Origin of the sequence: Enterobacter cloacae complex sp. 302F9, assembly GCF_050030335.1 — a bacterium.
GTDB classification, from domain to species: domain Bacteria; phylum Pseudomonadota; class Gammaproteobacteria; order Enterobacterales; family Enterobacteriaceae; genus Enterobacter; species Enterobacter hormaechei_C.
In genome coordinates this window covers 3,602,372-3,617,351 of record NZ_JBLGUC010000001.1, presented here as the reverse complement: position 1 = coordinate 3,617,351, position 14,980 = coordinate 3,602,372, and the positions used below count along the sequence as shown (strand labels likewise).

The 14,980-nt window shown below is 48.4% G+C and carries 18 protein-coding genes; 13 read left to right on the top strand and 5 right to left on the bottom strand.

What is annotated here, in order from left to right:
- Positions 1 to 95 precede the first annotated feature (95 nt).
- Genes ACQG0T_RS17565 through ACQG0T_RS17555 form a run of 3 tightly spaced genes read right to left on the bottom strand, consistent with a single transcriptional unit; the run spans position 96 to position 3,029 of the window.
- Positions 96 to 1,373: a hypothetical protein gene (locus ACQG0T_RS17565; protein ID WP_271040426.1), complete on the bottom strand. Its 1,278-nt coding sequence runs from the start codon at positions 1,371 to 1,373 to the stop codon at positions 96 to 98.
- A 2-nt stretch (positions 1,374 to 1,375) separates the two neighbouring features.
- Complete coding sequence (locus ACQG0T_RS17560) at positions 1,376 to 2,395, bottom strand: site-specific integrase (protein WP_063948431.1); 1,020 nt, start codon at positions 2,393 to 2,395, stop codon at positions 1,376 to 1,378.
- Position 2,396: 1 nt separating this feature from the next.
- Positions 2,397 to 3,029: a phage repressor protein CI gene (locus ACQG0T_RS17555; RefSeq protein ID WP_014884925.1), complete on the bottom strand. Its 633-nt coding sequence runs from the start codon at positions 3,027 to 3,029 to the stop codon at positions 2,397 to 2,399.
- 119 nt (positions 3,030 to 3,148) lie between these two features.
- On the opposite strand from ACQG0T_RS17555, the gene ACQG0T_RS17550 reads away from it, so the two are divergent.
- The 13 genes from ACQG0T_RS17550 to ACQG0T_RS17490 all read left to right on the top strand — a co-directional run bounded on the left by ACQG0T_RS17550 (position 3,149) and on the right by ACQG0T_RS17490 (position 11,973).
- Entirely contained in the window at positions 3,149 to 3,391 is a 243-nt protein-coding gene (locus ACQG0T_RS17550; RefSeq protein WP_029463825.1) for a hypothetical protein, read from the top strand.
- A 32-nt stretch (positions 3,392 to 3,423) separates the two neighbouring features.
- Positions 3,424 to 3,933, top strand: a complete 510-nt coding sequence (locus ACQG0T_RS17545; RefSeq protein WP_048987519.1) for a phage regulatory CII family protein — start codon at positions 3,424 to 3,426, stop codon at positions 3,931 to 3,933.
- Between the two features lie 7 nt (positions 3,934 to 3,940).
- A complete protein-coding gene (locus tag ACQG0T_RS17540; protein ID WP_048987517.1) occupies positions 3,941 to 4,141 on the top strand; it encodes a phage filamentation protein Fil family protein in 201 nt (66 codons plus the stop codon).
- Complete coding sequence (locus tag ACQG0T_RS17535) at positions 4,105 to 4,446, top strand: DUF5347 domain-containing protein (RefSeq protein ID WP_032707289.1); 342 nt, start codon at positions 4,105 to 4,107, stop codon at positions 4,444 to 4,446. Before ACQG0T_RS17540 ends, ACQG0T_RS17535 begins: the two co-directional genes overlap by 37 nt.
- Before the next feature lie 67 nt (positions 4,447 to 4,513).
- Positions 4,514 to 4,741, top strand: a complete 228-nt coding sequence (locus tag ACQG0T_RS17530; RefSeq protein ID WP_039025453.1) for a DUF2732 family protein — start codon at positions 4,514 to 4,516, stop codon at positions 4,739 to 4,741.
- Positions 4,741 to 4,968, top strand: coding sequence for a TraR/DksA family transcriptional regulator (locus ACQG0T_RS17525; protein ID WP_048987514.1), 228 nt, complete (start codon positions 4,741 to 4,743; stop codon positions 4,966 to 4,968). The genes ACQG0T_RS17530 and ACQG0T_RS17525 overlap by 1 nt, the downstream gene beginning before the upstream one ends.
- Positions 4,965 to 5,816: a DNA adenine methylase gene (locus ACQG0T_RS17520; RefSeq protein WP_063948435.1), complete on the top strand. Its 852-nt coding sequence runs from the start codon at positions 4,965 to 4,967 to the stop codon at positions 5,814 to 5,816. The genes ACQG0T_RS17525 and ACQG0T_RS17520 overlap by 4 nt, the downstream gene beginning before the upstream one ends.
- Positions 5,813 to 6,643: a hypothetical protein gene (locus ACQG0T_RS17515; protein ID WP_237765263.1), complete on the top strand. Its 831-nt coding sequence runs from the start codon at positions 5,813 to 5,815 to the stop codon at positions 6,641 to 6,643. The genes ACQG0T_RS17520 and ACQG0T_RS17515 overlap by 4 nt, the downstream gene beginning before the upstream one ends.
- Positions 6,640 to 8,994 (top strand): replication endonuclease, encoded by a 2,355-nt coding sequence (locus ACQG0T_RS17510; protein ID WP_063948439.1) that lies wholly within the window; start codon positions 6,640 to 6,642, stop codon positions 8,992 to 8,994. The genes ACQG0T_RS17515 and ACQG0T_RS17510 overlap by 4 nt, the downstream gene beginning before the upstream one ends.
- A 153-nt stretch (positions 8,995 to 9,147) precedes the next feature.
- Complete coding sequence (locus ACQG0T_RS17505; RefSeq protein ID WP_047726029.1) at positions 9,148 to 9,336, top strand: hypothetical protein; 189 nt, start codon at positions 9,148 to 9,150, stop codon at positions 9,334 to 9,336.
- Positions 9,337 to 9,669: 333 nt separating this feature from the next.
- On the top strand, positions 9,670 to 10,347 hold the full coding sequence (locus ACQG0T_RS17500) for a hypothetical protein (protein WP_096147830.1): 678 nt from the start codon (positions 9,670 to 9,672) through the stop codon (positions 10,345 to 10,347).
- 220 nt (positions 10,348 to 10,567) lie between these two features.
- A complete protein-coding gene (locus tag ACQG0T_RS17495; protein ID WP_229692514.1) occupies positions 10,568 to 11,635 on the top strand; it encodes a hypothetical protein in 1,068 nt (355 codons plus the stop codon).
- The gene (locus ACQG0T_RS17490; RefSeq protein WP_004205801.1) at positions 11,635 to 11,973 is read left to right on the top strand and encodes an STAS-like domain-containing protein; all 339 of its coding nucleotides are present in this window, start codon (positions 11,635 to 11,637) and stop codon (positions 11,971 to 11,973) included. The genes ACQG0T_RS17495 and ACQG0T_RS17490 overlap by 1 nt, the downstream gene beginning before the upstream one ends.
- Positions 11,974 to 12,017: 44 nt before the next feature.
- On the opposite strand, the gene ACQG0T_RS17485 is transcribed toward ACQG0T_RS17490, so the two are convergent.
- Together ACQG0T_RS17485 and ACQG0T_RS17480 are read right to left on the bottom strand one after the other, a co-directional pair.
- Positions 12,018 to 13,070, bottom strand: coding sequence for a phage portal protein (locus tag ACQG0T_RS17485; protein ID WP_047726025.1), 1,053 nt, complete (start codon positions 13,068 to 13,070; stop codon positions 12,018 to 12,020).
- Positions 13,070 to 14,833 (bottom strand): terminase ATPase subunit family protein, encoded by a 1,764-nt coding sequence (locus ACQG0T_RS17480; RefSeq protein ID WP_271040425.1) that lies wholly within the window; start codon positions 14,831 to 14,833, stop codon positions 13,070 to 13,072. The genes ACQG0T_RS17485 and ACQG0T_RS17480 overlap by 1 nt, the downstream gene beginning before the upstream one ends.
- Positions 14,834 to 14,980 lie beyond the last annotated feature (147 nt).

Genomic DNA, 14,980 nt, shown 5'->3' with positions numbered 1-14,980 from the left:
GTACATCAATATTTGGTGGAGCTGGCGGGAGTTGAACCCGCGTCCGAAATTTCTACATACTATATAAAGATCAGTGATATCAATTAATTGTATTGTTAATCAGGGAGTTGGTTTGACATGTCATCTATACGTTTTAGCTTGTTTGACAGTTCCGCCGCCATTTTGTCGCCATCTTTTCCAGGCGGTAGCTCTGCGTAGTTCATATAGCGATGGATGAAAATCTCAAGTTTATAAAAGTCTGTCAGCGGGTAAAGACTTACTAGGTCTTCATCAAAATTCCTTATTCTCATCACTTCTTTTTTCTTCAGTACATCAATGGCTTTTAATTGTTCACTCGTCATTTCGCCCCCCACAGAGTAGTTCAATGTTTTTAGAATTTGCCATGATACTGGAGGTGTAATGTCAAAAATTGAACAAAGTGTTGGGCAAAAGTCGTATTTGATAGTTTGAGCGTAATCAACTTTTGGAGGAAGAACAATATTTACTGCTTGAGGGCTTTGAGTCGATTTGGAGAATTTTGTAGAACGATAAGCGATCCCCGAGATTGGAATTCTATCTTTTGTACTAATCCACTGCATTAGTAGATTAGGAATGATATATTCTTGAATGAAGTTTGAGTTTTCGTCAGATTTTTTATAATTGCAGGCCGCAATCAATGGCCATAGTATTAAATACGAAATCTTTAATGAATTATTCTTGAAGGATATATCTTCGGAGTATGGTGAGCTCCTCATTCTATGATACAGGAATTCGGCAGCTAAATTTAAAACCTGGGACTTAGAATCTTTTGATTTAAATGAAGATATAAATAACTTACCCAAATCAGGTTTACCCATCTCCTGCCAATAAATATATATTGATGTACCCAAATATAAGCATGGTAGACCTGCCACGGAATATCTTTGTGCACCGACTAAGTGCCTCATGGAAAATGGTATGTGAAATAAGTCTTTACGTTTATCTAAGGGCTTCTCTGATTTTCTTACTCTAAATAAAGGTTTTTTCTCATTGCATAAGTCACTTAGCGGGATTGAGATTCTGCGAAGGTGTTTGTAAATATTCCTGTTTGAGAAGGTTTTATCAAATGTGTCGTATGCAAGTTTAATGTTTCCTGAAAGAAAAGACGTCATTGTCAGTGCAATACAATATTGAACTTCGATTGATACTTCTAAAATTTCAGGGATCAACTCTGCAAGTTGATCTTTTTCTTGTGTGGCGTAATCCCTTAAATGTGAGTTGTAAACATCACATCTAGCTATGAAGTCAGTAACAAGATCATCCTTTTTTGTTAATGGGAGTTTTAAATGTCTATGTCTGTAGATGCTTTTAAAAAATTGATTTAGTTCTAAAGATAGTTGAATTTCAGATGGCATGATCAATACCCTAAAGAATTTAATGGATTTTTTGTTACTGCATCTTCTAGGTGTTCTGGAGAAAAGTGTGCATATATCATCGTCATTTTAATATCTGTATGCCCCAATATATCCTTTAAGACAAGAATGTTTCCGCCGTTCATCATAAAGTGGCTAGCAAATGTATGGCGCAGCACATGAGTACATTGTCCCTCTGGCAGAACGATACCCGCCCGTTTCACTGCGCGCTCAAAAGCTTTTCTGCATGGCGTGAACAGCTTCCCCCTGTTTTTAGGTAGTTCGTCATACAGTTCCTGAGATATCGGTACAGTTCGGTTTTTCTTGCCTTTGGTTTTGGTATAAGTGATCCGGTATTTTGATAACTGATGGCCTTGAAGGTTTTCGGCTTCACTCCACCGCGCACCGGTAGCTAGGCATACCTTTGCGATCATCAATAGACTAGGGCTTTGAGAATCAGCGCAGGCATCAAGAAGGCGTTTAATTTCGTCCGAGGCCAAGAACGCCAATTCACCTTCTGCGATTTTGAATGTTGGTAGCCCGGCGAGCGGGTTAGGCGCTGACCAGTGGCCCAGCTTTTTCAGGGTGCCAAAAACGGATGATAAATTACGCTGTTCCAGGTTAACCGTGCGGGGCTTCACTGGCGACATTAGCCCGCCGTTTTCGTTACGTACCTCACCTTTTAATCGTGCTTCACGATATTTGGTAAAATCACCGGCTGTTAACTCAGAAGCGACGGGATCACCCAGCCCATTGCAGATAATTTTCAATTTCGCCATGAGGCGCTTGGGGTCTGCGAGCGTCTGGCCATAAAGGGAGTGCCACTGCTCAATCAATTCTGACAAATGCCGCCGATCTTCCTTTTCACCCAGCCACGGCTTTTTGTTCACTTCATCCATGGTGAAGTTTTCAAATGCTACAGCCTCGCCTTTAGTCGCAAATTGCTTACGCACACGCTTGCCGTCACGCCCGTTCGGGTAGCACTCGCACAACCATTTTCCATTCGGCTGCTTTCTGATCGTCATATCAAAGACTCTTAATGATTTTCAATGCGCGACCAACTACCTCGATATCATCCAGGCTGCATTCAAACGAAGAGTCATCTTGATGCACAACTAATCTGTTTCCCGGAAGACGAGTTAACTTAACAATGCTTTTTATCCCGTCGATATCGACCAACCACATCCCATTCACTGGTGGTGCCTGGGTACGGTCAACTAAATAGGAATCGCCAGCGGTATTTACTAGAAGCAGCTCGCGTGAATCAGATGGAAGCAGGCTGCTATCAATAATGGCCTTCCCGGCTTCAACCAGCGAACCTCCCATGAGATTAACCTTGTCGATCTCTGGAGATACAAGTTCAGAAAGAGGTTTTACCTTGCCGGAGTTCACGAAATTGATACTTTTTTTATCATCAATTTTTGTTCCGGGTTCACCTTGACCTGTGGTAAGCCAGAGTAAAGAAACGCCCGTTTCAAGAGCACATTGGATCACCCATTCTGCAGGGAAACTGTCTCTTAAGTATCTGTTAGCCATAGTGCTTTTAGATGCGCCTAGGTGATCGCATAGCTGCTGCCTGGATTTAAAATCATAGGCAGCCATTAACCTATGGATAGCCTCTCTACCCCCTGTATTCTCGCCAGCTTTCACCTGTATCATTTCTTAATCCTATTGACGTATCAAATATTGGATCGTAGTATCTCGATTGTTCAAGTATTGAATCGTATAAAACAAGATAAAACGACATAAACCAAACCTTAACTGAGAGATACTGCACTATGAGCACCGATATTTCAATTCGTGTACCAAAAGAGATGGCTACACCTGCAGAGTTCGCGGAATGGGAAGGCATTTCTCGCGGCTCTGTTTATCAAAAAATCCACCATGGCCAATTGGCTAAATACATGGTCAAAAAAGAGAAAAATAAGGGGCGCGTATGTCTTCGTTACTTGATGTACAAAACCGATCAGGTTCGTGAGTCCCTTGGTCATTCCAACTTCCGCGTTGTTGTTGGTCAGTAAGTTCAATTATGAGAACTTTCTAAGAGGCTCACATGTTTGATTATAAGATTTCCAAACATCCACACTTTGATGAGGCCTGCCGCGCTTTCGCACTGCGGCACAACATGGCGAAGCTTGCAGATCGAGCAGGCATGAATGTCCAGACACTGCGCAACAAACTGAACCCGGAACAACCGCATCAACTTACGGCGCCGGAAATTTGGCTGCTGACGGATATCACCGAGGACTCCACGCTGGTTGATGGGTTTCTGGCGCAAATCCATTGCTTGCCATGCGTGCCGCTGAACGAAGTTGCCAGCGAGAAAATGCCTCATTACGTGTTGAATGCTACAGCAGAGATTGGTCGTGTTGCAGCAAGCGCTGTTTCTGGCGAACACCAGACAACAACGGAACGTCGGCAGGTTATCGAAAGCATCAATTCTGTCACTCGCTTAATGGCACTTACAGCTGTTTCCATGCATGCGCGCCTGCAGTACAACCCGGCAATGGCAAGTGCTGTTGATACTGTGACGGGCCTCAGCGCGTCTTTTGGTCTGATCTGAGGTGCTCATGCTTAATAAAGAACCCTCATTCGCATCGCTTTTGGTTAAACAAAGCCAGGGTATGCACTGCGGCCATGGCTGGATTATCGGGAAAGATGGCAAGCGCTGGCACCCGTCCCGCTCTCAGGAAGAACTACTGGCAGGGCTGACCACTACCAAACAGGTGAAACCATGGCTATTGAAGGTACTTCTGCGACTGTTCCACTAAGCCCGGGTCAACGGCTTGAAGGACTGAACCATATAGCTGAATTAAGGGCGAGTGTGTTTGGTCTGAATATTGAGCCAGAGCTTGAAAGGTTCATTAAAGATATGCGCGACCGTCGCGATATAAACCATAAACAAAATGAGCGCGCACTGGCTGCCATATTCTTTATGGCAAAAATTCCGGCAGAACGTCACGGCGTCAATATTAGTGATCTGACTACTGACGAAAAGCGGGAACTGGTTAAAGCAATGAATCACTTTCGTGCAGTGGTGAGCTTATTTCCCAAACGGCTAACCATGCCGAATTAACCCACAACAGAAATTAATGGCGTAAACCCGCCGGGCATTCTTTTGCCCAAATTTAGGAGAGAGAACAATGCAGAAAGAATTACGAAAAATGTTTGTAGCCGAAACCGATTCGCTTATGGCGGTGATCGATATTGCCAAACGTGAGGAGCGCAAAGGCCGCGCGCTCGCAGTTTCAATCCGCCTTGAGGCGCTGGCAACCCACATCACCAACAAAGGGTTAAACGGTGTTGAAGCAGCTGAACTACTGCGCTGCGAAGCAACCCGCTACGAAAACGAATCTCAGGAGCTCCACTAATGGCTGACTCTATGGACCTCGTACAACAGCGCGTTGAAGAAGAACGCCAGCGCCACATCCACACTGCCCGCAACAGAGCGCCGGGCGTTTCCCGTGTGCTTTGCATCGAATGCGATGCGCCGATCCCTCCAGCTCGCCGCCGCGCTATTCCGGGCGTGCAGTGCTGTGTGACCTGTCAGGAAATCGCAGAGCTTAAAGGCAAGCACTACAACGGAGGCGTTGTATGAGCACTATCCTGAAATGGGCGGGAAACAAAACCGCCATCATGTCCGAACTCAAAAAGCACCTCCCAGATGGCCCTCGACTGGTTGAACCTTTCGCAGGTTCCTGCGCTGTGATGATGGCAACAGACTATCCTTATTATCTTGTTGCGGATATTAACCCTGACCTTATAAATCTTTATCAGGTGATTAAAGAAGACGTTAACAGCTTTATTCATTTGGCAGAGCGTATTTTCTCCAAGTTCACCACGGAAGAAGATTATTATAAATGCCGCCAGTTTTTTAACACTGTACCCCTGGAGCCAATAGAAAAGGCAGCTTATTTCCTTTTCCTTAATCGTCATTGTTATCGCGGTTTGTGCCGTTATAACCAGCGCGGTCTTTTCAATGTTCCATATGGTAATTACAAAAAGCCTTATCTGCCTGTCGATGAAATACGTGCATTTGCTGAAAAGGCTGTGCGCGCGACGTTCATCTGCGCCAGTTATGACGAAACGCTGGCAATGCTGCAGGCGGGTGATGTTGTCTACTGCGATCCGCCTTATGACGGTACTTTTAGCGGTTATCACACTGCCGGGTTCTCTGATGATGACCAGTATGATTTGGCATCTATTCTGGTGCGCCGGTCATCAGAAGGCCATCCGATCATCGTGTCCAATAGCGACACCCGCCTGATTCGTTCGTTTTATCGAAAATTCACCCTTCACCGCATCAGCACAAAACGCAGCATTGGCGTTGCCGCGGGCGAAGGGAAAAAAGCTGACGAGCTCATTGCGGTTCTTAAACCAAAGATGTGCGTAAGCGTCGATCCAGGTGGCCCTGATTGCTCTGTTGTATGGAAGGTGCCTGCGTGAAAGGGGCGCAGCTCAGGGCCCATCATTTTCACGGGACGCCTGTTTGGGGGAGTGCCGGTGATGTTCATCGCATTGCGGTGAGCGGAGCCGGTGCTTTCGTTTCATATGTGCGCCCGGACCAGATTGCAGCATCTCTCAATTTTGCCGCCGCAGTGGGTATTGATAACGGAGCATTTTCAGCATGGATGCGGGGCCTGGTTATTAACTGGTGCGAATTCTATGAGTGGCTGCTTGGCTATTACCACCATCCTAAAGTGGCTTTTTTCGTGATCCCTGACGTTGTGGAGGGGGGAGAAAGTGATAACGATGCACTGATTCGTCAGGTTCCTCGCATGTTTCGGGATAAGGCGGCTCCTGTCTGGCACCTGCACGAATCTATAGATCGTCTGGTTGAGCTTTGCCGCGAATGGCCCCGGGTTTGTTTTGGGTCATCTGGAGAATATGCGGTTATCAGGACAGAGCGCTGGCATCGTCGTATGCAGGAGGCTTTCGAAACTATTTACTGCAAATATACCTTTCAAACCAGAGTTCATGGCCTGCGTATGCTGGATGGGCGTGTGATGGGCAATTATCCACTCGCCACCGCTGACAGCACGAATCTGGCCTGCAATGTTCCTAAATTCAACTCTAAATATCCTGAACTAACCAGGGCTATCCGCGAGGCTGAGTATTCACGCGGCCTTAGCGAAAAAGAGCTCAAAGCCGTAATTTTGAAAAACCGTTGCGCCATTCTTAAAGGCGCTATCGAGGCAGTGCGGCCGCCCTCTATCTCTGAATGGTCCTCAAAAGGGTTGCAGCCTTTCCAGCTTGAACTGGAGATCGCATGAGCAATTACCGCTATTCCTGGAATGCTGAAAAGAAAGCGGTTAACCCTTATCTGGATACAGATAAGCGTGCCACTTCATCCGTGCTTTCAAACCTGATTACTCTCTATGCTGCGGATAACGAGCAGGAACAGCTGCGCCGCGAAGTCCTGAGTAATGAGGTCTGGGATCGCTATTTCTTCAATGAATCCCGTGATCCTGTTCAGCGGGAAATGGAGCAGGACCAGCGGCTAAGCCGCGCCAAAATGGCCCGCGAACAGCAGCAATTCAATCACGATCTGGTCATCGTTGCTGACGTGAGCGCCCAGCCGGCGCATATCAGTAAACCGCTTCTTGAACGGATTAAATATTTCGAGGGCCTAGGCAAACCGAAGGCATATTCCCGCTATCTGCGTGAAACTATCAGGCCGTGCCTGGAACGCCTCGAGCGCGTGCGTACCAGCCAGATTTCTGCGTCATTCCGTTTTATGGCGAGCCACGACGGGCTGGAGGGCTTGCTGGTCCTGCCCGAAATGAATCAGGAGCAGGTTAAGCGGTTGTCAACCCTGGTGGCGGCACACATGAGCATGTGTCTGGATGCTGCCTGCGGTGAGCTGTTTATGGATGAAGACGTTACGCCGGAAGAGATCCGCCGGTCATGGGAAAGGGTGGCCGCTGAGGCTATGCGCCTTGATGTTATCCCGCCTGCTTTCGAGCAGCTACGCCGTAAAAAGCACCGCCGTAAGCCGGTTCCATACGAGCTTATTCCGGGCTCGCTTGCCCGTATGCTTTGCGCGGACTGGTGGTATCGCAAGCTGTGGCAGATGCGGTGTGAATGGCGGGAAGAACAGTTGCGCGCTGTCTGCCTGGTTAACAAAAAAGCTTCCCCGTATGTCAGCTATGAAGCTGTGATCCACAAACGCGAACAGCGTCGCAAATCACTGGAGTTTTTCCGCTCGCATGAGTTGGTTAACGCCGAAGGTGACACGCTGGATATGGAAGAAGTGGTAAACGCCAGCAGCAGCAATCCGGCGCACCGGCGCAACGAAATGATGGCCTGCGTTAAGGGGCTGGAGCTGATCGCAGAAATGCGTGGTGAATGCGCCGTGTTCTATACCATCACCTGTCCGTCACGCTTTCACGCAACGCTCAATAACGGCAGGCCGAACCCGAAATGGACCAGTGCCACGGTCCGCCAGAGCAGCGATTACCTGGTGAATATGTTTGCCGCCTTCCGTAAGGCTATGCACAAAGCCGGGCTGCGCTGGTATGGCGTTCGCGTTGCTGAGCCACACCATGACGGCACCGTGCACTGGCACCTGCTTTGCTTCATGCGCAAAAAGGACCGCAAATCCATCACCGCGCTGCTGCGTAAATTCGCCATTCGTGAGGACCGGGATGAGCTGGGCGCCAATACCGGGCCGCGATTCAAGTCTGAGCTTATTAACCCGCGCAAGGGGACACCGACCAGCTATATCGCCAAATACATCAGTAAAAACATTGACGGGCGCGGACTTGCGCAGGAAATCAGTAAAGAAACGGGCAGATCGCTGCGCGATAACGCTGAGAACGTAAACGCCTGGGCTTCGCTGCACCGTGTACAGCAATTCCGCTTCTTTGGTATTCCTGGTCGCCAGGCATACCGTGAGCTGCGCCTGCTGGCCGGTCAGGCTGCCAGGGCGCAGGGTGACAAGAAGGCAGGCGCGCCGGTACTGGAAAACCCGCGTCTGGATGCAGTATTGGCCGCAGCGGATGCTGGTTGTTTTGCCACCTACATCATGAAACAGGGCGGCGTCCTAGTTCCCCGTAAACATCACCTTGTCAGAACTGCCTATGAGCTTAACGACGAACCGAGCACCTACGGCGATCACGGTGTTCGTATTTATGGCATCTGGTCCCCGATCATTGAGGGCCGGATCTGCACTCATGCAGTGAAGTGGAAAATGGTTCGTAAAGCCGTTGACCTTCAGGAGGCGACAGCCGACCAGGGCGCTTGCGCCCCTTGGACTCGTGGCAATAACTGTCCCCCTGTTGAAAATTTGAACCACTCAGGGAGGGAAGTACCGGATATTACTCCCCTGGATGAAAAGGCGCTGCAGGACTATCTGCACGGAATGGGAAAAAAGGAGCGGCGGGAGCTGGTCGCCAGGCTCAGGCTGGTAAAACCGAAACCGAAAAAGACTTACAAGCAGGATATTTCTGAGCTGCAGCGCCTGCAACTGGAGTATGAGCTTAGGTCCAGAGGATTCGATGGCAGTGAGTTCGAGGAGAATTTACTTTTACGCGGCGGCAGCCTTCCGTCAGGGGGAGGGCTACGCATCTTTTACCAGAACGGGCGGCTGCGTGAGGATGACAAATGGCGGCAATATTATTGACATCTTAAGATTATTTCGTGCTTGTTCAATCTCAGGGCTTTCTTTTGGGAGGCCAAAAAGCATTTTACATTTAGAAACTGGTAATATACTGTATATATAAACAGTGTTTATACATACAGTTATCTTGCGTGAGTGGCCATAGAAGGAGGGAAAATGCAGGATTATCTTTTGGAGTCATTGAAACTTCAGCGCATTGATTTTTTCATAAAGTTGGTAGCGGCAAGCGATTGCAACGAAGAAGAAAAGCGGCTGGCAATCCAGTGGGTTTCTGAGTTGACCGACGAGCTGATGGCGAAAATCCGCAATCATCAATACAGCCGAACAACGGGCGTAATCAACTAGGGAAATATTGTGCGTCTTGAAGTAATGAACGACAAATATACGAAAATTTGTCCGGTGCTGTTAAGAGTACTTAAATCCGATCATTACCAAAACTCTCACCCTTTTCGCATAACAGCCATACGAATCCACTAAATCAAAGCCAATGGCATTTTAAGGGATAAAGGCAAAAGTGTGATCATAATCATGCAGCATATCTGGGTAAGGGAGATTTGGCTGCAACGACTATGTGGGTAGAGGCTTGTTTTAGCAATTTAAAAAGAGTTAGATAACAGAGAAGGGTGATGTCAATCAGATGTCACCTTATTTTTGTTAAAATAAAAATTGGGCAAAAAAATGAAAATTAATAACTTAATGTTATCAATATCTCTTGCTTTAGCAGTCTCTGGCTGCGTACCACGTTCTCCTAACCCAAATGTCACCTCTATTGAAGTAGTTAAGCCTCCTGTTGGGCAAAGTGCCACAGCTTATATGGGCGATCCTATCATTACGTCTGCAACAGGGTTTAAAACGGATGTACTAGAACTTGGAGCAGGCAATGGCGCGTTGTCTTCAATTGCTGCTGGAAGCTATTGCAGCGTTGGCAATGGCGTATATCGTAATTATCACAATCCTCAGGCGGTTGCGTTAAAAAATCTTTATGGACAGATTGGAAACTATGTTGATTATGTTAGTTACGACGCTGCCAAAAACGAGGTTTCGCCACCAAATGGTACTTCTTATACTGCCGCAGAAATATCTATCAAACGTGTTCCTGATGGCCTCTGCCGGGTAAGTAATTCATTGGTAAAAACTATCGAATACAATGGAAATGCTGGCGGGGTCATGAAGTTTACCTATCGAGAGTTTGCAAATGATATGGCTCGTGCTGCATTCACAACTGATTTTTCGATAGATTCGAAGGGTAGTGATGTAGTTGCTTATAAAGGCGCCAAGTTTAAAGTAAACAAAGCTGACAATTCGTCGATTTCTTATACAGTTATTTCTGGTTTTGATAAAGCTGCTGCTTTCTGAATGGGTGAGCGCGTTTAGTAAGTCTGATTTTTGTTGGCTCTTCTAAACATGCATGTCTATACCGCATGAAATCGCATGATCTTTCAAGGATCGTTTTTGCTCAGGCCCCCCACAACTGGCGGGCCTTTCCATTGTTCATGCTGATGCATGAAAATTACTACATAAAGCGGGCAGGCGTGGCGGGGCTACGAGCGCGCGGTTTTGGGTGATATGGTCGGATGTGAGCGATTTTAACCTTAGTTTCAGAGTTGGCTTTGCTCTGAAAACACCTAAGTTATATGATGAGCAAAAATCGACAAAAAAGGCTCGGCTAATGGGTTTAGGATTAAAAGACGCTATTGTTCACACAGCTGCATTTCATCAGAAAGATGAGAACAAGTTACTTTTGCCAAACAACCACTGGCACCCCGGATTTATTACCGTATTAGCCGCTTACGTAAACCATCATCGGATTGCTGAGGAAAACTGTACCTTATCCAGCCCTGACTACATGAGAGCCATAAATTTGCAGGGAGCGTTATGGGGACAGGACCAGTATCAGCAAGAGCGTGTTAATGTTGGAAAAAATTACAGTTTAGTTACAGCTCTAACGAATGTTGAGGCTGTTGATACCGCAACCAGTAGCATTAACAGTTGCGTAAGGCAGTTAACTTTCCCCGAGCGTGATCCGCGAGACTACCCAAAGGGGCTTACGGACCTGACTCATGTGATAGGCGAGCTTCATGATAACGTCTGGTCACATGGTAAATCGACAGGCTTCTCCTTTGCACAACGCTCGGCAGTCCCTCATACGAATAGACAAGAGCATTACTTAGAGTTTTCTTTAGCCGATTGCGGGTTGGGCTTTCTGAGGGAGCTACGGCGAGCAGGCATTCAGGGTATTGAAACTCATCGTGATGCTATCGCATGGTGTATCCAGGAAGGGCATTCTTCAAAACATGCCGATCTACAGGATGATTGGGCGCAACAGCTTCCTCAGGATTTTATGGGGGGAAGTATGTTTGGTAATGGGGTTGCTGTAAAAGAAAAAGAGAATAACCATCAAGGGCTTGGGTTGTACCACTTGATGAAATTGGTAAAAACATACAATGGGGAATTGCAACTGGCTACAGGAAATGTATGCTTAGAGGCAATTGGTGATGAAGTGAGCTACACTGAGTTACGTAATGATTGGCTGGGTGTTGCGATTTCATGCCGCTTTAAGATTCATCAACTGGCAGTAGATAACGATAACGAAGAAAATGACCCTCAGCTTATGGAAATCATGCGGGCGTTAGGAGGAGAGTAATGAACAAAATCGCATACAAGTTACCCGAGGGTGACCTGGCTTCGCGCAATCAGGCTATCCCCCAGCGACACAAGATTGAAGTTTTTATCAAAGAGGGGAACTCAGTAGATCTGGATTTGAGCGGCGTTTATTCAATTTCCGAATCTTACTCTGATGAAATCTTTGGTGTGCTGGTTGTAAAATTTGGTGCTACCAAAGTCCTGAAGCAGGTAAAGGTTAGAAACGCATCCCCCTCAATTCTAAAAAGCATTGCAAAGGTAATCCAACGTCGTAGTAATGAGGTTGCATCAAAGAAGGTGCATTCTGTTGGATTTGATGGCGCGTATGCTGTTTGCTAACGCAAAGATGTAAAAAGGCGCTCTTAAGAGCGCCTTTTTTTGTTCTAATCTCGTGCATCTAAGATATATGGTTCGAAACTAATCACTTCATCGTCCAGCCAGTCGTTAACTTCCATCATTCGTTTCTGTAAAGACATCAGCTCATTGCGTACGAACACGCGCGCAGCTTTTTCGACATCACCAAATCCGCCAGTATTCGTCGGAATGATCCCCATCAGTTGGGGCGGTACGCGGTGAGCTGCCAGCATGTCATCACGGCTCACATTCTTGATGTTAAGAAACTCATCTTTCGCTGCGACTTCTGACAGCGGGATGATCTGAATGCCGTCTTTCTTACCGTTCGGGCTGTACATAAACAGGTTACGGAAGTTGCCCGGCCCTTTCGATTTTTTAAGTGCTTCGCGTATGTTGTCCACGTCTTTCTGATCGGCGGCAGGGTCGCTCATGTACATGATGAAACCAGCATGGCTACCGTTAAGGTAATACTTACGGCGAAAGAGTGTGGCCGATTCATTCAGCAGGGCGGAAGGAATGGCAGATAGGTATTCCGGCATCCCGTAAAGCTCCTGGTTAACGTCGGGTTCCATCAGATGAAATACGCTTCCCTCATCGAACTGATATGGCTGTGAGTTGTGGCCATACTGTGCAAACCAGTAAGTGTCCGGGTCAATGCCACGGCGGGTGTATTTGGCAAGCGAGGCACGCAGCTCCATGATCTGGCCTAACCGGTTTAAGCGTTTTTCAAGATACGCGTTACCAAATACCAGAAAGTCCTGGGCGAACCGGGAAAAGGCTTGTTTAGACAGCCAGCGGTGAGGGATGAAGGTACTGGTAAGAATATTGCGTTTTACCTGAATGGCGCTGGAGTGATGTACGGCGGCGCGGTAAGTTCGCGCCAGGCCATCCATGCTGATCGGTGGTTCATACCAGCGGTCCACCTGCACGCACTCCAGGTAATCAAATAACTCCCGGCGGTCCATCACGGGGATCGGATCGCCAAACGTAAACGCCTCCGCATGTGCATTGCTGACCATGTTGGCCGTATCGGCGGCGGTCTTGCCGCGCGGTGACTTGCTGCGGTTTTTGCGGTTAGCCATTAAAAAATCTCCACGATGTTGCTGGTACTGGCGGAAGCTCCTGCCAGTGGTTCGTTATAAAGTGCGTGCATGGTTGCCCAGGCTAAATCCGCGTGGCTGGCTTCCTCTGTGCGGGCTGCTTCGTAGGTTGGCCGGTTGCCGCTGGCGGTGGTTGAACGGCGAATGGACATAAAGGACTGCGCGATATCCAGCATCCCCGCGTCAAACTCCAGACGGCGACCGCTGATGATGTCGTAGGCTTTAAGCACCAGAGCATTTTTTACGGTCGGGTTGTAGACAAACTCACGCGCGGCAGGGAAGAACTGCTTAACCGTTCTGTAAACACCATCGCCAACGCCGGTCGAGTCAATGCCGATGTAGGTCACGCTGTAGCGTCTGGTGATTTCCTCAATCGCTGAGGCCTGGGCGCGAAAGTCCATCCCGCGCCACTGGTGACGCTCAAGGATGCGGAATTTACCGCCGGGGACGACGGGAGGCGCAATGACAACGCAACCGGCGCTGTCACCGTTCTGCGTTCCTTTTGCCGGGTCATAGCCGATCCAGACAGGGTGGTATGCAAACGGACGCAGTAAAAGCGGTTCGAAATCGTCCCACACATCCCAGCTGTCAACCATGCAGGACTGCAGCAACGCCAGCGGGAACACGGACGCCAGGTCGTCAACAAACTGACACATCAGCAGGTTGTTGTATTCGTCCGGGCTGTACTCCAGGCGCAGCTGGTCCAGGTCGAAAAGGTTACAGCCGCCATTTACGGCATCTTCAATGGTGACTATCTGGCGGTACTGGCCGTCAGGGCATAAAACGCCGTGCGCCAGGCTACTGTGAGAAAGGTCAAATTCTACCCTGTCGGCTTTCGGGCGCCCTTTATTGAACAGGGCGCCAGACCAGAACGGGTAGGCGCTGTGCGTTAGGCTGGAAGGGGTAGAGAAATAGGTCTGGCGCCATTTTTTGTGCAGCGCCATACCGGAGGCCACCTTGCGCAGCTCCTGGAATTTCGGTATCCAGAAATACTCATCAAGATACAGATTGCCGTGATAGCTCTGCGCGGTACGGGCATTTGTACCGAGGAAGTAAAGACAGGCGCCGTTAGGCAGCACCATCGGATCGCCTTTCAGCTCAACATCCACCTCTTTTGCGAAGTCGATGATGTACTGTTTAAAAACGTGTGCCTGAGCTTTACTCGCTGACAGAAAGATTTGATTTCGGCCCGTGGTCAGGGCGTCTATCAACGCTTCACGGGCGAAATAGTAGGTTGCACCGATCTGGCGTGACTTTAAGAGGTTGCGGATACGGTGCTTGATACCAGCGTCCCACCAGTGGCGCTGGTACTCGAACATACCGGCGCGGAAAATCTCTTCCAGCTTTTCGATCTGTTCGTCGGTAAACAGGTTTTTTTCCGGCGGCTTGCGCGGACCTTTATTGCGGTTCGCCACGTTCGGATTCAGGTCTGCTTCATTCCCGCCATTGTTAAATTTGCCGATCCTGGCCTGTCGTTCGGACTGACGCGCCAGCAGGTCAATTTCTTTAAAATCCTTTCCTTCCTTCTGCTCCTTCATGACGAGCTGGCAGTAACGTGCGGCGGTGGTGAGCTGCATCTGATCCAGTGGGCCATATTCGCCCCACTTATCGCGTTTTTTCCAGCTGTGAACGGTTGCAACTTTCTCGCCCAGCATTTCAGCAATGCGGGCTACGCGGTATCCCTGAAAGTACATCAGCATTGCCTGACGACGGGGATCGAGGTCTGCGGGGGTCAGTGTTGTCATGGCACAAACATACGGCCTCAAATCAGCACTTTCCCCGGCTTCGCATTGTGTGGGAGTTCGCACAAGCCCAACGCGTTGTTTACACGCGCCCATCACCGCAAACATAAGGCTCTGAACGTGTTACGAACTAACTAACCGGAGCCGGAC